Origin of the sequence: Flavicella sp. (genome assembly GCF_029238425.1) — a bacterium.
In the GTDB taxonomy this organism is placed as follows: Bacteria; Bacteroidota; Bacteroidia; order Flavobacteriales; family Flavobacteriaceae; genus Flavicella.
In genome coordinates this window covers 1-23,988 of sequence record NZ_JAQWGB010000212.1, presented here as the reverse complement: position 1 = coordinate 23,988, position 23,988 = coordinate 1, and the positions used below count along the sequence as shown (strand labels likewise).

The 23,988-nt window shown below is 33.3% G+C and carries 21 protein-coding genes and 2 tRNA genes; 14 read left to right on the top strand and 9 right to left on the bottom strand.

Annotated elements, in window-relative coordinates; genetic code table 11:
* Nucleotides 1–125 precede the first annotated feature (125 nt).
* A complete protein-coding gene (locus tag P8H68_RS14415) occupies nt 126–920 on the top strand; it encodes a M48 family metallopeptidase (protein ID WP_300326740.1) in 795 nt (264 codons plus the stop codon).
* Here the strand turns inward: P8H68_RS14415 and P8H68_RS14410 are convergent, their stop codons facing one another.
* The 4 genes from P8H68_RS14410 to P8H68_RS14395 form a co-directional block, all read right to left on the bottom strand.
* The gene (locus P8H68_RS14410) at nt 921–2,555 is read right to left on the bottom strand and encodes a M1 family metallopeptidase (protein ID WP_300326737.1); all 1,635 of its coding nucleotides are present in this window, start codon (nt 2,553–2,555) and stop codon (nt 921–923) included.
* Between the two features lie 204 nt (nt 2,556–2,759).
* Nucleotides 2,760–4,346, bottom strand: coding sequence for an apolipoprotein N-acyltransferase (gene lnt, locus P8H68_RS14405; protein WP_300326735.1), 1,587 nt, complete (start codon nt 4,344–4,346; stop codon nt 2,760–2,762).
* A 4-nt stretch (nt 4,347–4,350) separates the two neighbouring features.
* The gene (locus P8H68_RS14400; RefSeq protein ID WP_300326732.1) at nt 4,351–5,448 is read right to left on the bottom strand and encodes a PorV/PorQ family protein; all 1,098 of its coding nucleotides are present in this window, start codon (nt 5,446–5,448) and stop codon (nt 4,351–4,353) included.
* 79 nt (nt 5,449–5,527) lie between these two features.
* Nucleotides 5,528–6,490, bottom strand: coding sequence for an alpha/beta fold hydrolase (locus tag P8H68_RS14395; RefSeq protein WP_300326729.1), 963 nt, complete (start codon nt 6,488–6,490; stop codon nt 5,528–5,530).
* A 140-nt stretch (nt 6,491–6,630) separates the two neighbouring features.
* Here P8H68_RS14395 and P8H68_RS14390 point away from each other — a divergent pair, with 140 nt between their 5' ends.
* On the top strand, nt 6,631–7,365 hold the full coding sequence (locus P8H68_RS14390) for a CDP-alcohol phosphatidyltransferase family protein (RefSeq protein WP_366144959.1): 735 nt from the start codon (nt 6,631–6,633) through the stop codon (nt 7,363–7,365).
* Here P8H68_RS14390 and P8H68_RS14385 read toward each other — a convergent pair.
* Together P8H68_RS14385 and P8H68_RS14380 are read right to left on the bottom strand one after the other, a co-directional pair.
* Nucleotides 7,362–7,889, bottom strand: coding sequence for an HAD family hydrolase (locus P8H68_RS14385; RefSeq protein ID WP_300326725.1), 528 nt, complete (start codon nt 7,887–7,889; stop codon nt 7,362–7,364). The two genes, P8H68_RS14390 and P8H68_RS14385, sit on opposite strands and share 4 nt — an antisense overlap.
* Nucleotides 7,873–8,637, bottom strand: coding sequence for a DUF2520 domain-containing protein (locus P8H68_RS14380; protein ID WP_300326722.1), 765 nt, complete (start codon nt 8,635–8,637; stop codon nt 7,873–7,875). The genes P8H68_RS14385 and P8H68_RS14380 overlap by 17 nt, the downstream gene beginning before the upstream one ends.
* Nucleotides 8,638–8,698: 61 nt before the next feature.
* Here P8H68_RS14380 and P8H68_RS14375 point away from each other — a divergent pair, with 61 nt between their 5' ends.
* From P8H68_RS14375 to P8H68_RS14325, 11 genes are all read left to right on the top strand, one after another.
* Complete coding sequence (locus tag P8H68_RS14375; protein ID WP_300326743.1) at nt 8,699–9,289, top strand: glutathione peroxidase; 591 nt, start codon at nt 8,699–8,701, stop codon at nt 9,287–9,289.
* Between the two features lie 3 nt (nt 9,290–9,292).
* Nucleotides 9,293–10,009: a bacillithiol biosynthesis deacetylase BshB1 gene (bshB1, locus tag P8H68_RS14370; protein WP_300326719.1), complete on the top strand. Its 717-nt coding sequence runs from the start codon at nt 9,293–9,295 to the stop codon at nt 10,007–10,009.
* Nucleotides 10,010–10,062: 53 nt separating this feature from the next.
* Nucleotides 10,063–10,138 (top strand) — tRNA-His (locus tag P8H68_RS14365).
* 125 nt (nt 10,139–10,263) lie between these two features.
* Nucleotides 10,264–10,339: transfer RNA gene (locus tag P8H68_RS14360), tRNA-His, on the top strand.
* A gap of 352 nt (nt 10,340–10,691) precedes the next feature.
* Nucleotides 10,692–11,036: a mannan-binding lectin gene (locus tag P8H68_RS14355; protein ID WP_300326716.1), complete on the top strand. Its 345-nt coding sequence runs from the start codon at nt 10,692–10,694 to the stop codon at nt 11,034–11,036.
* 192 nt (nt 11,037–11,228) lie between these two features.
* Nucleotides 11,229–13,997, top strand: coding sequence for a T9SS type A sorting domain-containing protein (locus P8H68_RS14350; protein ID WP_300326713.1), 2,769 nt, complete (start codon nt 11,229–11,231; stop codon nt 13,995–13,997).
* A gap of 122 nt (nt 13,998–14,119) precedes the next feature.
* Complete coding sequence (locus P8H68_RS14345) at nt 14,120–14,437, top strand: DUF6787 family protein (protein WP_300326710.1); 318 nt, start codon at nt 14,120–14,122, stop codon at nt 14,435–14,437.
* Nucleotides 14,438–14,661: 224 nt separating this feature from the next.
* Complete coding sequence (locus P8H68_RS14340; protein ID WP_300326707.1) at nt 14,662–15,582, top strand: peptidoglycan DD-metalloendopeptidase family protein; 921 nt, start codon at nt 14,662–14,664, stop codon at nt 15,580–15,582.
* Nucleotides 15,583–15,659: 77 nt separating this feature from the next.
* A complete protein-coding gene (locus P8H68_RS14335; protein WP_300326704.1) occupies nt 15,660–16,997 on the top strand; it encodes an MATE family efflux transporter in 1,338 nt (445 codons plus the stop codon).
* 1,638 nt (nt 16,998–18,635) lie between these two features.
* The gene (locus tag P8H68_RS14330) at nt 18,636–20,159 is read left to right on the top strand and encodes a hypothetical protein (protein WP_300326701.1); all 1,524 of its coding nucleotides are present in this window, start codon (nt 18,636–18,638) and stop codon (nt 20,157–20,159) included.
* 48 nt (nt 20,160–20,207) lie between these two features.
* A complete protein-coding gene (locus tag P8H68_RS14325) occupies nt 20,208–20,645 on the top strand; it encodes a DKNYY domain-containing protein (RefSeq protein ID WP_300326698.1) in 438 nt (145 codons plus the stop codon).
* Nucleotides 20,646–21,193: 548 nt separating this feature from the next.
* On the opposite strand, the gene P8H68_RS14320 is transcribed toward P8H68_RS14325, so the two are convergent.
* The 3 genes from P8H68_RS14320 to P8H68_RS14310 all read right to left on the bottom strand — a co-directional run bounded on the left by P8H68_RS14320 (nt 21,194) and on the right by P8H68_RS14310 (nt 23,044).
* Nucleotides 21,194–21,382 (bottom strand): hypothetical protein, encoded by a 189-nt coding sequence (locus P8H68_RS14320; RefSeq protein ID WP_300326695.1) that lies wholly within the window; start codon nt 21,380–21,382, stop codon nt 21,194–21,196.
* 8 nt (nt 21,383–21,390) lie between these two features.
* Entirely contained in the window at nt 21,391–22,014 is a 624-nt protein-coding gene (locus P8H68_RS14315) for an antibiotic biosynthesis monooxygenase (protein ID WP_300326692.1), read from the bottom strand.
* A gap of 88 nt (nt 22,015–22,102) precedes the next feature.
* Entirely contained in the window at nt 22,103–23,044 is a 942-nt protein-coding gene (locus P8H68_RS14310; RefSeq protein ID WP_300326689.1) for an NADP-dependent oxidoreductase, read from the bottom strand.
* A gap of 208 nt (nt 23,045–23,252) precedes the next feature.
* Here P8H68_RS14310 and P8H68_RS14305 point away from each other — a divergent pair, with 208 nt between their 5' ends.
* The gene (locus P8H68_RS14305; protein ID WP_300326686.1) at nt 23,253–23,675 is read left to right on the top strand and encodes a helix-turn-helix domain-containing protein; all 423 of its coding nucleotides are present in this window, start codon (nt 23,253–23,255) and stop codon (nt 23,673–23,675) included.
* The last annotated feature ends 313 nt before the right edge of the window (nt 23,676–23,988 follow it).

The window sequence follows — 23,988 nt, the reverse complement described above, 5'->3', positions numbered from 1 at the left end:
AAGGATAAATATAAAGTATTTCATTTCGATAAGTTTTAAAAATAGACGAGATAAATTTTAATCACTTACAACTGTGATTCATTAACTAAATTCTATATTTGTAATTCAAAGTTAAAAAAAATATCATGAAGTTTTATTGTTCTCTTTTATCTATTCTATTCATTGTTATCAGCTGTTCTACGGTTCCAATTACAGGTAGAAAAAGACTTAATTTTGTCTCAGACGAAGAAGTTTTACCAATGAGTTTTGCTCAATATAAATCATTCTTAGAAGAAAACACTTTATCAAGTAACAAAGAACAATCAGATGAAATTTCTGAAGTAGGGGAGAGAATCTCAATAGCTGTGACAAAATTCATGAGAGAGAATCACATGAACAAAGAAGCGGATAGTTATGAATGGGAGTTCAATTTAGTTCAAGACGAAACGATGAATGCTTGGTGTATGCCAGGTGGAAAAGTTGTTTTTTATACCGGAATTTTACCTATTGCAAAAAACACTGATGGTATTGCTGCTATTATGGGTCATGAGGTAGCCCATGCTTTTGCAAAACACGGTCAAGAAAGAATGTCATCTCAGCAAGTACAGCAAATTGGTGCCGTTGCTGTAGCTGCCGGAAGTTCAGGACAAGAAACAGAAGAACAGTTGATGTGGAACATGGCCTATGGTTTAGGATCTCAACTTGGTATGTTAAAATTTAGTCGTCAACATGAAACAGAAGCAGATAAACTAGGAATGGTTTTTATGATCATGGCTGGATACAATCCAGAAGAAGCCGTAAATGTATGGAAACGTATGAAAGAAACGGGATCTAGCTCTACACCTGAATTTATGAGCACACATCCATCCAATGATACTAGAATCAAAGAATTACAGGCGTTTATTCCAGAAGCAGAAAGACTAGCTGCGAAATACAAATAATCAATCGACTTCTTTGGTGTTGATATAGTAATTTTGATCTACATCAAAAGTCTCTATTTTTACGTTGAATTTTGTTTTTTCCCATTTTGATGTTGGTTTGATAACATATTGAATGTTATTGATATAAATCCGTACGGGTAAATGTAAGTCAGGAACACAATTAGACCAACGCACTTTTATAAACTTTTTACCAACTTTATACTCTAAGGTCGGAATCTGGGTGGTTCTCAAATACTGATCAAAAACGGTAGAGAAATCTATTTTTGTAAATTCAGAAATATAGTTTTCAATCTCTTTCGTTGTAACCGTTTGATGGTAAAATTTATGATTCAAACCTCTAAGCAACAATCTCCAAGTCCCTTCGTTTCCAATGACATATCGTATGGTATGTAACATATTGGCTCCTTTGTAATACATATCATCAGAGCCTCTTTGATTCACTCCATAAGTACCAATTATTGGTTTGTCATTCTTAATGTTTTTTCTAATTCCTTGTACATAGGCATTTCCTGCTTTCAATCCATATAGATAATCTAAATACATCACTTCAGAATAATTTGTAAAGGATTCATGAATCCACATATCCGCAATATCTTTGTTAGTGATATTATTCCCAAACCACTCATGTCCCGACTCATGAATAATAATAAAATCAAACTTCAGTCCCCAGCCGGAGCCACTTAAATCAGTGCCCAGGTAACCGTTTTCATAGTTATTCCCATAACTAACCGCACTTTGATGCTCCATGCCCAAATAAGGGACTTCTACCAATTTATAGCCATCCTCATAAAAAGGATATGGTCCAAACCAAAATTCAAAAGCCTCGAGCATTTTATCTACCTGTTGGAACTGTTTTTTCGCTTTGTAGAAATTTTGCTTTAACACATAGTAGTCACAATACAAATCTCCAGCTTCTCCTTGGTAGGTATTAGCATAGGAAACATAATTCCCAATCGACATTTGAACAGCATAGTTGTTTATTGGATTGACTACTTTCCAATGATAAGTTTTCGCCTGTTGGATACTATCGTAATCTGTTTTTACCAAACGTCCATTTCCTACAGCCACAAGGTTTTCAGGGACGGTATATGACAAATCTATTCCCAAATTTGGTTCGTCTGCAAGATGGTCTTTACAAGGCCACCATAAACTTGCGCCATCTCCTTGACAAGCAGTAGCAATAAAATCAATTCCATTAGAATCCTTTCCCCAAGTAAATCCTCCTTCCCAAGGTGCTTTCGTCGTTTCTTTGGGCACACCACTAAATACAATGTCAAGAGAATTGATCGAATCTACATATTGCTTTTTCTTTAATTCTATCCAATAAATGGCTCCTTGATTTTTGAATGCTAACTTCTCACCATCTTGTGAAATCGTTGAAATATGCATAGGTTTTTGAAGATCGATTTGCATAATATTAGCCTCCCGTAGTACTTTATACAAAACCTTGTTTTTCCCCGAAATGGATTTTCCTTTGATGTCAACCTTAATATCTAACTCGTATTTCTGTAAATCCCACCAACTTCTGTTTTCGTTAAATCCACCACGTAGACTGTCTTTCTTTGAATAAATTTCTTTTTGACTATACGTGCAAATAGTTAGGAATAGCAGGGGTATTACTAAAAAATATTTCATGCAATTTGGTTTGGTTCGTAAGTAAATATACTAAAAAGAGCATTAGTTGTTCTTTCAAAAATAATTATCTGTACAAAACAGACCACCAGATAAATTCATGAAAGTAAAAAATCACAAAAAGAACGCAGAAATTTAATTTATCGATCAAAAAAAAGTCCTTATTCATAAAAAATAAGGACTTTAAGTTTTTAGGTATACAAACTATTATAAGCGCTGTTTTCTTTTGGTAAAGGAAGTCAGTAAAACAATTACAAGCACCAACATGGCAATTCTAAAAATATAATCACCTTGATCAGTATAATAGGTAGTATGCTTGCTTGTTCTAATTGAACCTTTTAAAGCTCCTTTTTCTCCATAAGGAATACTTTGCATTATATCTCCTTTTTGATTGATAAGGGCAGATATTCCCGTGTTGGCAGATCTTGCGATACTACGTCTATTTTCAATCGCTCTCAATCTAGCCAAGCTTAAATGCTGCTTGTGTCCTTGACTCGTGCTCCACCAACCATCATTTGTGATGATTGCTAAAAAGTCGGCTCCCATTTTCACATAGTCTGTGACATACTCGCCATAAACGGATTCATAACAAATAACCGGGGCCAATGTATTTACATCGTTTGTAAACACCTCTCTATTTTCTTGAGTGGTAAGTGTTGAAATCGATCCCCCTAAGTCAATCATATAACCACCTAATAAAGGAGAAATGACGTTTCTGTAAGGAATATGTTCTACGCCTACAACCAACTTAGATTTGTGATAATATTCAAATTCCTTTTTAGCTTTTAGAAAAAAGGAAGAATTGTAGCTATTGTACCAATTTTCACTATTTCTAAAATAGTTAGCCGTAGCATTCGGCTTTTGGTCGGCATCAAAACTATCGTAAAAAGTAATTCCTGATAAAAAGGCTACGTTCCTATTAGAAAGCACAAAACTATTTAGTTTATAGTATGCCTTAGTTCTTTTAAACTTATCCAATTGCACAGGTTTTGAAAGCGTTGTTTCCGGTGCAATTACAAAATAATTATTAGAATCTAATTTTGTTTTGGCTAAGTCAATTAAATCCTGCGCCATACCATCATTGGTCGTTTTATACTTCTCTGTATAAGGATCAACGTTGGGTTGCAGTACAATTACATTGACTTTTTCTTCCGATTCTTTAAAGCTATGGTAGATGTATAAAGAAGAAAATACCCCAATCACAATAACAACAATAGGTAGTAAGCTAGATTTGATAAAAAGCTTTCTGTTTCTGTGTTTTTGAAAATCGATACATCCGTAGAAAAATAAAATATTTACAATCCATATCCATAAGGTACCACCAAAAGTTCCAGTGTACTCATACCATTGTACCCACTTGTAGTATTCAGAAAATCCATTTCCTAAATTCAACCAAGGCCATGACAATTCCCAGTTCAAATGAAATTTCTCGAAACCGATCCATAAACAAACCAACATCCATAAACTCAATTTTTGAGATATTTTCTTTGCGATGATATGGTATAGCAGAAAAACAATACTCATTAACAAAGCATTTGCAAAAACGGCAAAATACATTCCAAAAGGCGTTGCATAATACAACCACCAAGTAGTTATGGCATTGAAAATTAAAAATGTAATGTAAGAAAATCCAAGTATTTTCAGGTTTGATTTTTTTACAGTACTCTCCCTTAAACTTTTCTCAAGAACTAATAAAGGAACAAAAGCAATAAATAAAAATAACGGAAAACCATAGGTTGGCCAGGAAACGGCTAGAAGTAACCCTGACGCTATCGCCAGTACTAATTTTTTCATGCTATTATTTTTGTTTTCTAGGTTTCATAAAATCGAAATCTACTTTTATAGAAAATGTATTGGAGTACAATGCATTTCCGGTACTTGCTATATTTGAAAGTGCATAATCCACTTGAATTCCATGATAACTAAAACCAAGACCGATATTAGGCTGAAAACTAAGTGAAGTAGTATCATCAAATTCATTGATATTTTGAAAATTTCCAACCCCCAATCTCAAAAACACTAATTTTTGATAATCCAATTGAAAACCTAAAGAAGGATCAATACTAAAAGATTCATTTGAGATGATATCATTTGTTTGTGCAAATCTTGTGTGAAAATCTACTTCTGTCAATAATTGAAAATCTTTGTTTTTAAAATCAAAACTTCTAGCAATCCCCAAATGCACTTTAGGAATCGTTAATTCTGTTGTTGTAGGGAGCTCGTCATTCTGACCAGGGATAGCATTTTTAATAGCCTCAAAACCCTCTGAGTCTATGGTCCATGTATTTACGGTTGTTGTTATATCTCTCACCATCAAACCAAACTGCCATTTTTGAATACTGTATTGTGCAGCAGCATCAATTCCAAATCCCCAAGAGGATGCAAATTCACCAATGGTTCTACGAATAATTTTTGCGTTCAATCCTATACTCAAACCTTTAACAGATTTTATTTCTTTGGCTACACCAAAGGTAAAGGCATAATCAGCAGCAGAAAAAAGACTGACTCTATTAAAATCAATATTTCCGTTGTTATCAATTAATTGCGTTGTATTCAATATATCATCCACCCCAAAACGAATCACAGAAAAAGCCAAAACCAATCCATCTTCTTCTTTAGGAGCCAAAGCAACAGCTGCATAATCATAATTGGCTATTCCGGCAAAGTGGGAGGTATGCATCAAAGCACCTTGACTCACTTTGATTTTTGATAAACCGGCTGGGTTCCAATAAATAGAATTTACGTCAGAAGAAGTAGCCGTCACAGATTTACTCATACCCAAAGCAGCCGCATCTACACCAATGTTTAAAAACTCATTGGAATACTTACGAGTGGTTTGTGCAACGATAGTATTAGTTACAACAAAAAGGAATATAATGAAGGTTATTTTTCTCAATTGATAGTATTCTTTTGGTACGCATAAAGCGTCATATGCAAATATATTGTATTTCTTGTGAGTATTTAAACCAATACTCTTAATCCTTTAAATAATTCAAAATCTTTTTCTCAAACCATTGGTCGTTTCTTTTTGTTATTGATTTCACAAAACCAATATGTCCTCCTTTCTCTGTAAGCTCCAAATGTAAATAATTACTTTTTTTAGCAATTTCAACAGGAAAACAGGACTCTGATAAAAAAGGATCATTCTTAGCAGTTAACAAATAACTTTTGACTTGAATATCCTTTAAAAAAGGTTTGCAACTGGCTTTTCCCCAATAGTCCTCTTCATCTTTAAACCCGAATGATGGCGCTGTGAATAAGGAATCAAAATCAGCAAAATTCGCAGCTTTAACCAACTTTTCTGTATCCAATTCTTGTTCTGGAAACATTACTGCTTTTTGCAAAGCTTTAGATACTAACGTTTTTAAAAAACGTTTCATATAAATGATATTGCTTTTTTTCGATAGCACCATAGACGCTCCTTTTAAATCGCAAGGAGGGGAGATTGAAATTATTTTGTCCACTAGAGGATTCAAATTCCCCTTTTGTTCACCCGCGTATTTCAACACTACGTTTCCACCCAAACTAAATCCTAACAAAGAGATAGTTGCATAATCATAATTCTGAGTCAAAAAATCTAGAACAAAATGTAAATCTCCAGTTTCACCAGTATGATAGGCTTTGAATTTTTTATTCAATTCACCGCTGCATCCTCTTAAATTGATCACAATCACATCATAATTATTTGAGCTAAGAAAAGAGGTAGTCGCCAAAACATATTTAGAATCAGAACTTCCTTCCAATCCATGGATCATCAGTACGGCATTTTTGGAATGACAACTTGAAAAATCCAAATCTAAAAAATCACCATCTGGAGTTTCGATACGTCTTCTGATAAACTGAGCCGTAGGCCTTGTAAAAACGGTTCGGTACATGGTACTAAAATGCTTACTCGTAAAAGGAAATTTGGCAGAAAATGAAGAGTGTATCAGTGGCATATATCTGTAATTATAGCAAAGATACTAGAGAATATCTTTAGATTATTGCATTCACTCTTATTATTTTTTGAAGCGCAAAAACTTTGAATCATTATCATTCTGTATTTATTAGGAATGTCTATTTTTACAAAAAAAATATAATGAACATTCAAAAACACATTCCAAATACTATTACGTTGTTGAATCTATTATCAGGAATCATCGCAGTTTTTTATGCCGTGTTCGGAGAATTAGAATTGGCAGGAGTATTTGTAGTTCTTGGAATTGTATTTGACTTTTTTGATGGCTTTGCTGCCAGAATATTTAATGTTCAAGGAGAGCTAGGAAAACAACTAGACTCCTTAGCGGACATGGTGACTTCTGGTTTGGTACCTGGTATTATTCTATTTCAGTTGATATTAAGAGCGACTACAAATTCATCCATAGAAAATTTGTTTCAAAAAGATGGTTTTGAATTTTTTCCATTTTTAGGATTGCTTGTTACTCTAGCATCGGCTTACCGATTGGCGAAATTTAATATTGACACGAGACAAAGTACTTCCTTTATTGGTGTACCAACACCTGCCAACACTTTGTTGATTATTTCATTGCCTTGGATTTTAGCTTACAGCGAAATTCATTTTTTTACAACAATATTACAAAATGCCTATGTACTGATAGGATTATCAGTTTTATGTTCTTATTTGTTAAATGCTGAGATTCCATTATTCGCTTTAAAATTCAAAAACTACTCTTGGAAAGACAATAACTATAAGTTTATTTTTCTTGGAACCTCAGTTGTATTATTGATCAGCTTACAATTTATTGCCATTCCTTTGGTGATTTTATTATACGTTTTGGTATCTATATGGAACAACAACAGAAGCCAGTCTTAATCAAACTTGGCATAAAACTTTCCTTTCCATTTTCCTTGCACACGCATAATTTGCTCAATCACATCTCTAGCGCAACCTTCTCCGCCTTTTTTAGGTGAGATATATTTAGAAATATTTTTAATTTCAGGAGCTGCGTCGTTAGGAGCACAGGCAAAACCTACTTTTTCCATCACAGGATAATCAGGAACATCATCTCCCATATATAATACATTTTCAGGTGTCAAACTGAATTTCTCTAGCAATTCTTCATAAACTTTAATTTTGTCATGAACCCCTAAATGAATTTCTGTCACCCCTAAATCTTGCAGTCTTGTTCTTACACTTTCATTTGAACCACCAGAAATAATACATACTTTGAATCCAGCATCTACCGCAGATTTTAAGGCATAGCCATCTTTAATATTCATCTGACGCACCAACTCTCCATTGGGGAAAATCGTAACAATTCCATTGGTCAACACACCATCTACATCAAAAATAAAGGTATCTATCTGAGGCATTAATTCTTTATAACTTATTTCCATCGTTGTTCTTTTTTAAAATCGCTTCGCTAAGCAAATTGTATATTGTTAATTGTTCTTTTGTCAGCTCTTGTTTGTGCAAGGCTATTGTTTTTTTGTCTTTTCTACTCGCTGGACCTGTTTGCGCTTGGCTTGGAGTCAGTGTTTCCATTTTTTGAGCCGTTTCTTTGATCAGTGGAAGCAGGACCTCAAAAGGAATGCCATGATCTTGACATATTTGTTCTCCCATTCCATACATATAATTCACAAAATTATTTACAAACACCGCAGCAATATGTAATTTCTTTCGCTGAGCAGAAGTCATAGGATACACTTTTGTCGATATCGTTTTTGCCAATTTTTCTAACAGCACATAATCTTGAGTTTCTTCCGTTTCAATACATAACGGAATGGATTCAAAATTTACATTTTTATCTTTTGTAAAAGATTGTAATGGATACAAAACTCCCTTTCTCTTAGGACTCAGGATATTTATCTCCATAGCTCCACTAGTATGCACTACCAAACCAGAAACATCGTTTAGTTTAGCCGATAACTCTGCAATTGCTTTATCACTCGTAGCAATTATATAAACAGCCGCCGGAACTAATTTTTCTGGATCATCTGTGGTAGGAGCAAATTTTTCAAATTCTTCGATATTTGCCAATGTTCTATTGTAAACTTGAAGCAAATCAATTTCCTCACTTTCAGCAAAAGTTTGTGCCAAATGAAATGCTAAATTTCCACCACCAAGTAAAACAACAGGTATCATGCAGCGAATATACAAAGCAATCCTATTTTTAGGAAAGGAATTTGTACTTTTGATTATGCGAATGATTAAATCCCCATATATGTATTACGGACTTTTAGCAATCCTTAGTTTTTTTGTTATAAAAAATGTGGACTTTACAGATAAAAACAATGCTGAATTACCTCAGGAAACACAGAAGATTTACCAATATAAAGTCACAGACCTACAAGGAAATGAGTTTGATTTTAACACTCTAAAAGGGAAAAAAATAATTGTCGTAAACACCGCTTCTAAATGTGGTTTGACACCGCAATACGAAGGACTTCAAAAGCTGTATGAGACCTACGAGAAAGATGGAGTGGTTGTGGTTGGTTTTCCTTCTAACGATTTTTTATGGCAAGAACCTGGGACCTCTGAGGAGATTTCTAGCTTTTGTAAAGAAAATTATGGAGTTACCTTTCCAATGATGCAAAAAATTAAAGTGAAAGGAAGTGATAAGAACGACGTCTATTCTTTTTTAACTGAAAAGAATAAAAATGGTTTGGAGGATTCTAAAGTCAAATGGAATTTTCAAAAATATTTAATCAATAGAGAAGGGGAGTTGGAAAAAGTAATTTCCCCAAAAACAAAACCAAACGATCCTGAGATGATTGCTTGGATAGAAAAAGAATAATATATGAAGCTAGATATACTTGCTATTGGAGCGCATCCTGATGATGTTGAATTGAGCTGTGGTGCGACGATCGCCAAAGAAATTGCAAATGGAAAAAAAGTTGGAATTTTAGACTTGACTCGAGGTGAGTTAGGGACTAGAGGTTCTGCTGAGATTAGAGATAAAGAAGCCGCAGATGCCGCAGAAATATTGGGAGTTTCAGTACGTGAAAATTTAGCGTTTGCAGATGGATTCTTTGTCAATGACAAAGAACATCAATTAGAAATCATAAAAATCATCAGAAAATACAAACCTGAGGTGGTGTTGTGTAATGCCACAGAAGACAGGCATATAGATCATCCAAAGGGGAGTAAACTTGCTTCTGATGCCTGCTTTTTATCTGGACTTAGAAAGATTGAAACGGAATTGGAAGGCAAAACACAAGAAGCGTGGCGACCTAAAAAAGTATATCATTATATACAGTGGCAACCGATGGAGCCAGATTTTGTGGTGGATGTAACAGGCTATATGGATGTCAAAGCAAAAGCCGTCAAAGCGTATGCGTCTCAATTTTTTGATCCTAATAGTAAGGAGCCTGAATCGCCTATAACCAGTAAAAACTTTATCGATAGTGTCTTATATCGTGCAAATGATCTAGGAAGATTGATTGGGGTAGAAAGTGCAGAAGGTTTTGTATCAGAACGTTATGTAGCCGTTGATAAATTAGATGATTTAATTTAAAAAAAATGCTTGCACAATTGTTGAAATAGTGTAAATTTGCAGCCGTTAAACATGGTGGTTGTAGCTCAGTTGGTTAGAGTATCGGTTTGTGGTACCGAGTGTCGCGGGTTCGAGTCCCGTCTTCCACCCACAGTTTTAAAGGTCTGTTTTTACAGACCTTTTTTTATGCCCAAAAAGTAAACTTATTCCCGTAAATATGTTGTGAAAATGTTTTGAAATTGGAAAAAAAATGTAAATTTGCATCCGTTAAACATGGTGGTTGTAGCTCAGTTGGTTAGAGTATCGGTTTGTGGTACCGAGTGTCGCGGGTTCGAGTCCCGTCTTCCACCCACAGTTTCAAAGGTCTGATTTTTATCAGACCTTTTTTTATGCCCAACATTCTAGAATCATCGACTCCTTAAAAACCACTAACCAATTCTTTTAGAGAGCTTTATCCTTATTTATAGCTCACTAAAAACAATGGTAATCCATTGTAGTTCAGTCTTATACCTTTTTTAGGATCGTTTTTAGCATCTTAACATACGTTTATGGCATTTCTGAAAATAGCATCCCTACTTTTTCTGAACTTTGATAAAAGAAATCAACCTAACGTACTGTAGCTACTGCGTTGCTTTACGATTTCTAATGGAGGTATCTGAAAATCCAATTGAACAGAGTAAGAAAACTTTAAAAAAAAATTATTATGGCAACTTACAAAGTAAACATCCCAGCAGGTCCATTATGGAATGACCAAGACGCAAAAGAAAAAGCTCCAAAAATCGCAGCTGCACACCAAGGTAAATGGACAGGGCAATGGAACACAGTGGTAGAATCACAAATGAGTGTAGTGGAAGTTGAACTTCCTGTAAAACCATCTGGAAGCAATGAATTCAAAACAGATGTGATCGCTGGTCCCATCTGGAGCAATGACGAAGCTCAACAAATAGGAGCTTCTATTGCGGCATCTTATGGTGCTGAGTTCACTGGACAATGGAAAACTATTGTTGAAGGTGTTATGAGTGTTGTTGAAATCAAATACACATTCTAAGAATTACCACAAATTCTTATATAAAATGGTTTTGAGTCTTTATGATTCAAAACCATTTTTCCATTAAATTCATGGTTGATGAAACGCTCCCTAAAGTATCGACAGAACAAATGTCTTATTAAGCGCTACTATCGTATTCTGACTTTTTAGAATAAATTCCTCAGGTTATATTGGTCCTCTAAAATGAACAATATGAAACCAATCAACCACATTTTTAATTTTTTAAATCCTAAAGACACCTTGGTTTTAGCTGTTTTTATATGCTGCTTATGCATTCCTTTAGAGTCTACAGCACAACAAAAAATAAAAATGACAGTATCACCATCCGTCAATACTTCTATTGATGGGCATTTAGATCTTAATCGTAAAAAATACTTCAGTTTGGCAGGCTCCTCAAGAGAAGCTGTTAAGAGTTTAGACAACGAGCAAATCAATTATTATTTTAAAGATTTAAAAATGACTCTGGGAAGAGCCTTGGGAATGGTTTATTCTGAGAATCGATGGGGGAATTCTTTTAGAAAGGATGCAAACAGACCTGGATTTGCAGATATCGATTATATGAAATCAAAGTTGAATCCTAATGATACAGGTTATGATCTTATGAAAACCCTACTAGGAGAAAATCAGGATCTAGCGATGCACGACCGCCATACAGCCTATCCTAGTTTTATGGAAACTTATACTAAAGAGGATACACACGACACTCATTTTCCTGTTAATAATGATGCGGCTGCAGAGATTGTTGCTAATTTTTTAAAGTACAATTATACGGACTTTCAACGACCTGCTTATTTTGAGTTGGTAAACGAACCTCACTGGAAGTTTTGGGGAGATGCTAGGTTTCATGAGTTTCATCTAAAAGCAAAACTTAAAGTAGACGAATTAAATGTTCCAACCAAAGTAGGAGGACCTTGTATGTCAGTTTCTTATTTTTATAAGAAAGGTTTTGGTAACTTAAATCAAATTGTGGATTTTATTGACAAAACCAATTTCGAATTGGACTTCTATTCCTTCCATACCTATGATTATATGCGTTGGGATCATGACAATAAAAAATTTATAGGTAGTGTAACCTCTGGATTGCCTTTGGAAAGTGTTTTTGACGTTTTGGCTTCTTATACTTATAACAAATACGGAAAAGAATTGAGTTATGTGGCTTCTGAGCATGGTGGGTATATCTCTGACTCAGACAATAGACAACAAGCTTTGGACTATTTAGCAGATACTTATTTCCCTGGGGAAGGTTTTGAACATGAAATGGAAAAAAGGAGTATTGACAACTTTTTAATGGTAAACAGTGCGATTGCCAATACGCTTACCTTTATGAATCATCCTCACGTGGTAGAAAAAACGGTGCCATTTATTCTTTTAGAAACTTCAGGATGGAATACGTATTATTATTCTAGTTTGTTGATCAAGGAAAACTTTGACAAGAACAGTGAAAATTTCGCTGAATCTAAATTGATCCATTTTTATCAGTTTTTTAAAGACGTTCAGGGTAGAAGAGTAGAATCCTTTTCTGAAGATCCAGATATGCAACAACATGCTTTTGTAGACGGCAACAAATTGATTTTGGTTTTACACAATCAAAGTGATGTCGCTGGAGAAATCTCTATCGATATTGACGACTTATTACAAAACCCTATTGTTAGATATAGTGTAAGAGAACTCAAAAGAAAAGAAGATTTTAGACCTGTATTGACAGAGAGTGTAAGAGAAAATTTAAAAGAGCTAACCATAGACCCACAAGGTTCTTTAGTGGTGATGGTAAACTACAAGAATCCTATACAAGTGCAACAATCTATTGATGAACAGATATATTATAGCAAGGATGTTGTGACTGCTTTTTCTGGAAAAAAAGAATTCACTGTAGAAATTCCTGAGTTCAATAGAATCAAATATGGAGAATTACGTGTAGGAATCGACAGAGATATTTCCTTTTCTAAAGAGGTTGAAATTACCTTGAACGGTACAAAACTACAGGTTCCATTGGAAGATTGCGCGGATAGAATTGCGGGTGATGATGATTACGCGACTACGAAATCCATAAAAATCCCTGGAAGTTTACTGAAAGAGATCAATACTATTGAAGTAAATTTCCCTGATAATAAAGAAGGTGCCGTTGGTGCTCTTTTGATTAGAGCCGGTTTGACAGAAACGCCAATTGCCAGTATTGATTCAGATGGAGATGGTGTTTTAGATGCTTATGATAACTGTCCAAATACATCCTCGGGGGTTTTGGTAAACGAATACGGCTGTCCCTTGGTGAAAGGAAATTCAACTTTTGTGATCCAAACACAATCCGAAACATGCCCAGATAACAACGATGGTAAAATCACCATCAATACCGACTTAGACGTGACTTGTATCGCCAGTTTGAATGGAGTTGACAAAGAATTTGAGACATCGATCATATTAGATGACTTGACACCTGGAACCTATGATTTATGTGTTTTTCCCAAAGGACAACTTAACAAAGAGTGTTATTCATTTTTTATTAGTGCTACAGAAAAACTTTCCTTTGCGAGCAAAAAAATTCAAAACAAAACAGAAATTAATATATTACAAGGAACACCTCCGTTTACTATTTCTTTAAACCGAGAGGTCATTGCAGAGACGCATGATTTTCTTTTTCATGTAAACGGTACTATTGGGGACTTGATAGAAATACATTCAAAAAAAGAATGTGAAGGAACCATTGCTTCCAATATAACAGGATCTCTTGTTATTTTTCCCAATCCTACAAAGGGACCCACAAAAATCAATCTGATGGGAAGTACAGGGGAATTAGTAGAACTTTCTTTGATTGATTTTTCTGGAAAGCTTATTAAAAACACCATCCGTACAGCTATTGAACAGGCCATAGACATAGATTATTCCGATGTTTCTAGAGGAATGTACTTGTTAAAAGCAAAAGTAGATGGCATGGAGCTCAACACAGAAAAAATATTTTTAAACTAAACGGTTTATTTCTACTGCTCTCTAAATTAGGAATTGTAACATAATTTATTTGAGATCTTGCTAAAAAAGTATGCTGAATTAAGATAAAAGTTTATTTTTGCCGTCAAATTTAGAAGTAGAAAATGGAAAAACTAAAACAACGTTGGGGAATAGAGTCTAATTGGGATATCTTCTTTATTATTATTGCCTTTTCTATCAACGGTTCTTTTTCTTCTTATATAGCACGCCCTTTAACGGAAGCCATTGGTTTGGATTATGAAACCACCAATGCTTGGGTGTATTGGCCAATTCGTATTCTTTTAATTTTTGTAGTCTACCAAACAACATTGCCTATCGTAGGTTGGTGTGTAGGTCAGTTTAAATTTTTCTGGGCTATGGAAAAAAAGATGCTAAAGCGAATGGGTTTGAAGCGTTTTTTTAAAGATGACGAAGACCAATAAAGGTTAATGCCTTGAACACACTAGGACACCTTCTATAGTCTCAGGGCACACTTGCTCAGGCTAGGCATATGGTGTATTAGACCTTAAATCATTTTCGTTTTTTAACATTTATGAAACAATTCAAAAGGAAGCTCTATCAACAAAGTTGTTATATTTGGGCTGAATTTAAAAGTCTCTCTCTATTGTTATCTCCACGTTTTTATTTTTCTGACAAGACAAAACCTTTGACGGTTTTTGCGCTGTTATTCGTCGTGTTCCAATCTTTTGCTCAAAATGATGGTTATATCGCTTCTAAAATGATTCAAGCCAATAAGGAAATTGAAATTTTAGAAAAAGTGGTGGTGGGAGAATTTTCTAAAACACCTATAGTCATAGCACCTGTGGTGATTCCTGAAAAAGATTATATCGCCGAAAACTGGATCACCACAAGATTTAATCCTTATGAAAATACCCTCTTAGAATATCCTTTTAAACTGACTTTTAAGGACAGTGTATTTGCATCTCCCATACTTAGAAAAAAGGTGGTGACCTCACATTTTGGATGGAGAAGAGGCCGTGCTCATAAAGGAATTGACATCGATTTGTACACAGGAGATAAAGTACTGGCAATGATGGGAGGTAAGGTGCGTTATGTAAAGTGGCACTACGGTCATGGAAATATCGTGGTAATTCGTCATTACAATGGTCTAGAGACGGTTTACGCGCACCTATCTAAACAATTAGTTCAAGTAAATGATTCTGTGAAAAAAGGACAAATTATTGGAAAAGGAGGCATCTCAGGAAACGCTAGAGGCAGTCATTTACACCTAGAAGTTCGCTTTCAAGGAACCTGCATCAACCCAGAATATCTATTTGATTTCGGTCCTGAAAATAAAATTCGAGCTTCAGAAATATGGGTCAATAAAAAATGGTCACAAGCATACACACAAAATTCTAGACGCCAAGCAGACATTTATATCTGTCATACTTTAGAAGAAGCACAGACAATGGCAACTCCAGAAATCACCTATCACATCATAAAAAGAGGAGATACACTTTCTTCTATATCTCATAAATACCAAGTATCGATTCCTAATTTATGTAAAAGCAATCATATCACGACCAAAACAATGCTGCGAGTGGGACAAAAAATAGCGATACACTGATCCTAGCAATTGTACCATAATCAAATTCAATACTGAGGGAATGGTTATTTATAGAATTACAAGTATCTTGCAGAGACATGGCTACAACAAACAAAGAAATTTTTGGTACTGAACCGCTAAGCAAACTTTTAAAAGCACAATCCATACCAGCATCCATAGGGATTTTGGTGATGTCTGTATATGGGATTGTAGATACTATTTTTGTAGGACGTTGGGTAGGCGCTTATGGTATTGGGGCCATTACGGTGGTGATGCCTATTACCTTTTTAATTTCTAGTATTGGAATGGCTATTGGTGTAGGAGGAGCTTCTATTATTTCTAGAGCTTTTGGAGAAAAAAATGATCAAAAAGCCTTTAAAGTCTTTGGAAATCAAATGCTATTAACCCTCAGTTTGGCTTTGTTATTTGTGTTATTCGGTTTTTTATATCAAGATGAGTTTTTAAATGCATTTGGTGGAAAAGGAGAAATTTTACAACCTGCCAGAGATTATTTTGGAATTACTTTGATCGGAGTTCCATTTTTAGCCTGGGCCATGATGAGTAATAATGTGATTCGTGCAGAAGGTTATCCTAAAATGGCTATGCTGACCTTGTTAATTCCGGCCTTGACCAATATTGTTCTAGATCCTATATTTATCATAGGGTTTGACATGGGAATCAAAGGAGCCGCTTGGGCTACCAGTATTTCATACATGGCGAGTGCCTTGTTCACTTTGTGGTTTTTTATCAAAGGAGATTCTCAAATAAAAATAAATTTAAAATGCATTCATCCCAGTAGGTCTATTATCAAAGAAATTGGAGCCATTGGTTCTGTAACTTTAGCCCGACAAGGAGCAGTAAGTTTGTTATCTGTGGTGCTGAACAATACGTTGTTTGCTTATGGTGGAGAAATGTCATTGTCAGCATACGGAATTGCCAGCAGGATGCTGATGTTTGCCAATTTCCCGGTATTGGGAATTACGCAAGGAACAGTTCCGATTTTAGGCTATAACTACGGAGCCAAGTTGTACCGACGTGTCAAGGAATTGGTAACCTTATCAATGAAAGCAGCAACGGTGATTGCCTTGATTATTTTTACAATCATCATGAGCTTGACTGAATATATAGTACAGGCATTTACCAACGACCCCGAATTGATCGCACAAACAGTTCCGGCATTGCGATTGATATTTTTAGCAACGCCATTGATTGCTGTGAATATGATTGGCGGTGCCTATTTTCAATCTATTGGAAAAGCAGTGCCAGCATTATTGCTGACGTTATCCAAACAAGGTTTTTTTCTAATTCCTTTGATTTTGATTCTTCCAAATTATTTTGGTGTGTATGGAGCATGGTATGCATTTCCAATTGCTGATGTGGGTGCCACAGTTGTGACGTATATTTTCTTACGACGAGAAACACGCAAATTAAAATAAGCTTCTTAGAAAGTAGTTTTTACTGAAGAATGATTCAGGAGCCATGTTCTGAGAAACCTTATTTAACATAATGTAAATTATAATACAAATATAGGTGATAAGTAAATAGACGAATACGCAGTATTTAACATAATTATAGATATCATTAACGCGCAGTGTTTTATATCGATAGATATTATGTTAAAGCCTATTTACAAACGCAATGTATTTAAAAACCATTTGTAAGTTATCCCCAGCCGCATCAACTCACAGCTTATAAAATTGATACTCAATCAATTTTATAAATCTTGTATTATGTGTAAATAGCCCAAACCCATTTTAGGTATTGGTTGAATTGTGTGCTTGGGATAATACAATCCATAAAATTTTAATTCTGCTACTATTGACGAATATTTGTAACTATAATTAGCCATTATGTAAAATTGCCGCTATCAGCCACTTTTATTGTTTTATTTAAAATAATTAAGCTGACGCTATAATTTTTTAAAACACAATTTTCCAACGCTCTCATGAGTTTATACTGAGCTTTTGTCGAAGTACCCAAAAGCAAAGATTTTAGTTTTTAATGAAATTCTCGTATTTATGACAAAGCCGGTAAAAAAGTTTTTAGACAATTCTCGTAGGCTTGTCGCAAGAGTATAAAATTTAAGAAGGATAAATTTTACAACCGCATCGACCCGCAGATTTTAACAATTGATACTTAATCAATTTTTAAAACTCTCGTCAATGCTCTAATTAGAGTTTCAATTTACATTTCAATGCTTTCTCACTATTGGTATTTGAAAAAATTGATACTCAATCAATTCTTTTAAAATAATGTCTTGAAACACGGCATAAAAACTAAAGATTGAGAATCTTTAGTTTTTTGAGCGAGCTGATGCTGTTGGCTAATTCAAGTCTTGCCTGTCGGCAGACAGGGCTGCATATAATTTTGGAAACAATTAACGGCTCATTCGCTATATTTTAGGAAACATTGTAACTCGTTAACATTGCTTTGAAACCTTTTTTATAATTGAAAGACTTAAGAAACTGTTGTACTAAACCCCAAAAATATGGACGCTCATTTCTCCTATTGTTTTGACCAAAATTTTATGAGGCCATTTAACCATTTATCACCTGTAACATCATAGTATCTACAAGATCATTTTTATGGCAATAATAAAGGCATTTATAAAGGCTTGTTAATTTATTCAGTACTTTTAAAAGATAATCTTCAACTTTTTACTAGGTCACTTTATGAAATTCCTCAAAAATTTATTAGTAATTGTAATTTTCTTTTATAGTGTATTCGGAATTTCTCAAAGCAGAAGTTTTAGTTCTAATAATATAGATTCTCTACTTACTGCTTATCAATCAAAAACAACTATTGGGCTACCTAAAGCCTACTGCTTAGATCAAATAGTACGTTTTTATACTTCAAATAAAAACTTCGAGTTAGCTGATAAATTCATTTTACAATATGGCAAAATTAGCAACAGTCTAAAAAATAAAGATGTTACGAACCGCTATTTATACAGAAGTTCATATCTACATTTTTTAAAATCTGACAAAAAAGAATTAGATACCATAAACTTTACCAAAGCGTATAAATATTTTGAAAAAAAAGACCCAAAATTCATTCCTTTTATGGCGAATCAAATGGTTAGTTATTTAAGAGGAACAGATGGTTTTGGTGCAAAATGGTTAAAAGATAAAGAACAACTAATTACTTGGTACTTAAAAGCAGGTGAAGCTAATTATAAATACGGTTATTATAGTGATGCAGAAAGAGTGTTTTTTAATGCTGGTTTAAATATTAGTTATAAAAACCCTAAAAGACAGTCTGCTGCGCTTAGAAGATCTATTGACGCGAATAGAAAAGCGAAAAACAAAGTTCCTTTTAATACGTATATGAAATTGACTGAAGTTTATTTAAATGCTAAAAATAGTGAAGATTATATTGATGCTGTTCTCGAATTAGAAAAAGAAATAATTTCCTTAAAACAAGAGAATTTAATAAAACAGTTTAAATCAGAACTAGAGTTCAATAACTTTTATGAAAAAGTTGAAAAAAGAAAAAAGAGAATTATTCTTGAAAAAGAAATTGAGAAAAATTTTGCTTTGGTAAATAAAAGAAAAAAGGTTTTAGAAGAAAGGTTTGGAACAATTAACTTACCTCAAGGAGTTTATAAATATGATTATTATGATTCAAAATCAAACAAAGAAAGGTACATTTTAACTATTGACCAATCTATTATAACAAAAAAGATTATTAGTAAATACGATAATTCAACAATCACATATAAAGTTCAGGTTGATTACCCCATTTCAGAGAGTAAAAAACTATTAATTGTCAAGAACTTATCTACCACTTATGTTAATGGATTAGATTTAATTTTACTGGAAAATAGAAACAATAAACTCATCATTAACGAAGGTGATATCTCTTCTAACTCTCCAGAAAGTCAATTAGAATTAATCAATCATTTGATAGATAAAAATGAAGAAATTGTATTGCAAAACAATATACGGAAAAGCACTAAAAGTTACTTTACTCAGAAAAAATATGACAGCCTCATAAATCTTCCCAAAATTAAAGAAAATGAAGTCGAAGATTTTAAATTAGAATTAAAAGAAATTTTAAATAAAAACGAAACCAGTGATCAGTTTTGGTTTGCTGATCTTATCTCTCGTGAAATGAGAAAATCTAAAGGTATTGTGGTTAGAAATTTGCTTATAAAAAAAGGATATCAACCTTTTAGCTCTATTCCTGAACTCTATAAATATGAGCACGATAACAATCCAAAACCAGTAGATAAAATAACCAAAGCTTTTGATTTTATTTTGTTTCTGAATAATTATGTTTATCCCTTTTTAAAGTACTTAGTGCTGTTCTTATTATTACGTTTTATTTATTTGAAAGCTAAAAAAGAGCCTAAGAATGAAGTCGAAAATGTAAAAACTAAAAAGCCAAAACCTGCTAATATTATATTTGGTACTTTAGGTTGTACAATTGCTGGTGCGATTCTTGGTTTTTTTGGAACTTGGGAAGTAACTCAATTAATGGGCTCTTTTTCTAAAGGTGGTGAAATTGCTGCTGCAATGTTTGCCATAATTGGCCTTGTTATTGGAATGCTAATAGGCTTTATTATTGGACTACTTATTACAGCAAGAAAGAAATAAACATACTTTATATCAGGTTTTTAAATTTTAATCAAAATAAAAATAGTTATGAAATTAGTGTTTCAAAATATATTCAAAATGGTAATTATAATAATTACTATTGGGTTTTTTGGGTGTGGACAATCCATAGGTTATAAAGAAGTAGAATCAGAAATTCGCTACTACCATTCAACCGATCCAGAATGGCTTCCCTCAGCAGCTGGGCCAGGTAAAAGTGTATATATTAAACTTAAAAATGTAAATAGGAACAAGTTTAAAATTTTTGGAATTGTTGCAAAAGATAACCAAAATGTATGGTATGCAGGTAAACCAATCATTGGGGCAGATTCTGAATCATTTGAGGTTTTAGAAGGCCCTTATCAAAAAGATAAATCTACTGTCTATTTCAATGGTAAACCCATAGTTTTGAAATCATTAAAGTATTTAACGATTATAATGTATATGCTAAAACCAATAACACTATACTTTATAGAGAAAAGGCATTAAATGTTACCTCAGTTCAAAATTTTGATTTTATACCAGAACATCCATTTTGGGCAAGAGATGGTGTCAATTATTTCTATTTAGACAGAAAAATATATATAGGCAATTATAAGGATATTGATATTATTATTGGAGGATAGTTCAAGGATAAACAATTTGTTTACAATTCTATTGGAGACACACTCAGATTGAAAAATCATTCTGAAAAAAATATTCAGCGTTTAGATATAAAAAGTATAGAGAAAACAGAATTATACGGTTTTTTAAAAGATAAATATGGCTACATTAATGGAAATGACAATAAGCGCATTACTAATCAGGAATATGAATACTATTTAAAACATGATAATTAAGTTACCCTTTGGATAAAAACACCCAAATTGAAACTAGAAAAGGTTTATTAGTAAAAAAAATATTCAGTTTCAGATAAAATCACTTTTGAATTTCAATATCTAGAAAACTTCACAAACCAGTAATTAAGTCACTTATTTAGCATTTCACACACACATTCCACTACGCTCCTTTCGTCGCTTCGTAAAAAGAGTGTTCCATTAATATCGTAGAGAAACTTTTGATAATAATTCTTTTCCTAACCCAGTATAAATCCTAAGAGTATCAGCTACTAATTTTTCTTGTTTTTTAGATACTTCAACTTTATTTTCGGAAATAGTTTTAGTATTTTTTGTATTACAACTAGTAATTGTTAGTACTACTGTAATTAATAAAATTACTTTTTTCATATGTTTGGTTATTTAATTTCCTTTACAAAATGCATATACTGCTCCAAATCTCCTATTACAGCTTCATTCATTAATTCACCTGTTTTAACAGCATAAGGTTGTTTAAAATGAATATCAAAAATGTCAGATTTGCTCTTCCATTCTTCATAGACAACTAGTTCATTATTGACGCCTTCTATGGTATATAAATCAAATAGTAAATTCCCATACTCTTTTCGAGTGTTAAGAATATGGTTTTCAAACTGTTCTATTATTTTCTCTTTGTAACCTTCTTTAAATTTGAAAATAAAAAACAATATTTCTTTCTCATTTTCAACATTTTTATGTTGCGTATCGTAAGCTGGTAATGGCTTTGTTTCTCCTAACTTGAAAACTTTTGGTGTAGCTGCTAAAGAGATTGCTGCTAGTTTTTGCAGATCTTTTGTATACGTTTGATCTGAATGCCAGGTATAAACTTTTTGGTTTTTCCATCTAGAATATACATAAAGTATGTTTTCATCATTTACATCCACAAATAACTTCATATCTAAATTTCCTTCTTCTTTTAAAGAAAGATGTAAACTTTTAATGGCTGCTTCTTTAAATTCTTTTGCCATTTCTGGCTTCAAATTAAAAATAACTAATTGGTTCATTGTATCATTTTTAGTTGCGCAACTCGTTACTGTTATTACACATATTATTGCTAGGATTATAGATTTCATTTTTTATAGTAATTCGTTGTTATAGTTTCACTACTACTTTTCCTACTAAGCCCCCTTTTTCTACTGTTGTATGTGCTTTTCTCATCTGTTCAAAAGGAAAAACTTGATGAATTGTAGGTTTAAGGCTTCCTTCGGCTAACATCATAGCCAAGGTTTTCATGTCCTCTCCATTAGATTTTACCAAAATGCCTTGCACCCTTACATTTGCTTCGCCAGCTATAGTTTTTACATTTTCAGGAACTTGCAGCATAAGTGTAGACATAACAGTTCCTCCTGGTTTTAAAACCTTGATGGATTTTTTAATTGACTCTTCACCAAATAAATCCAACACAAAATCAATGTTAGACAATACTTCCTGAAATTTTTGACTGCGATAATCAACATGTTCATCTGCACCAATAGAAAGTACGTAATCTTTATTTTCAGCGGATGCTGTGGTAATAACATAAGCACCCAATGCCTTAGCTATTTGAATGCCAAAATGACCAACACCACCAGACCCTCCATGAATAAGAACTTTATCTCCTTTCTTTATATTTCCTTTCAATATTTGAAGAGCAGTTAAAGCGGCTAAAGTAGTTGCTGCTGATTCTTCGAATGACCTATTTTCTGGAATTTTGGTTAAATGTTCTGCAGGTGAAGCTACAAATTCGGCATACGCATTGGCAACTCCAGGAAAATTAACCATTCCAAAAACTTTGTCTCCAATTTTAAAATCGGACACATTGTTTCCTATTTGAGATACTACTCCAGCAATATCCCAACCAAGAATAACTGGACGTTTAGAACCAAACATCATAGTAAGCATTTCGTCTGAGGATTTGGCTTTAACATCGGCAGGGTTAATAGAAATTGCTTTTACTTCTACTAAAACTTCATCTTCTTTGATATTGGGTTTTTCTATTTCTCTTACATGTAGATTTTCTACACCTCCTGCTTTTTCTAATACTATTGCCTTCATAATTATTATTTTATATTAAACTTTTTACAGTTACAATATATATATAGTTTGGTTACCAAACAATAACGGACAAAAAGGTTAGTAAGCTTTACTCATGTTATTATTCTTAAAATTAACACTTTACACATACAAAAAACAACTAAAAAAATATTAGCTGCTATATAAAGTAAAGTTTAATATCTTTGTGCTTTAAAAACCAATAAACTATATGAATACTAAAGAAAATAAATCCTTATATAAGGATAATGGCAAATTGGATTTAGAAGTGTTGTATGAAAAAAAGCCGCTTATAGAATTGGCTGGTAAACAATTTGGTTGTCCTGCTAGTGTGTCTATGGAATTGATTGGTGGCAAATGGAAAAGTGTGATATTATCACACTTAATTCCTGGTAAAAAAAGATACAATGAACTGCGAAAAGAAATTCCTTTATTAAATGAACGTACGTTAAGCATGCAACTAAAACAATTGGAAGCTGATGGATTGGTAAGTCGCAAAGCTTATTTCAAAAAGCCACCACTAAAAGTTGAATATGCACTTACAGAATTAGGTGAAACGCTTATTCCATTGCTCAAGACGATTATTGATTGGGGTATTTTGATAGCTCAGAAAAAAGGGAAGTTTATTGAATGATTTTTGTTTTAATTCCATTCCACACACATTACGCTTCCCTCCTACGTCGTCGCATAAAAAGTGTTCCATTAACATTGTAGAAGAAACTTTTTAGAATAATTTTTTTTAAGAAACTGTAGAAATACTTTCGCTTTTAACCAAAGCTCAAGTTACATAACGCAGAACATTATAATACAAAAACATCAATATTAGTAAATAGGCGAATACCTAGTATTTAATATAGATTCCGTAGACTGAGCCTATCAAAGTCTATAGCGATAGATATTATATTATAGCTTATTTACAAATGTCAAAGTGTTTAAAATCATTTGAA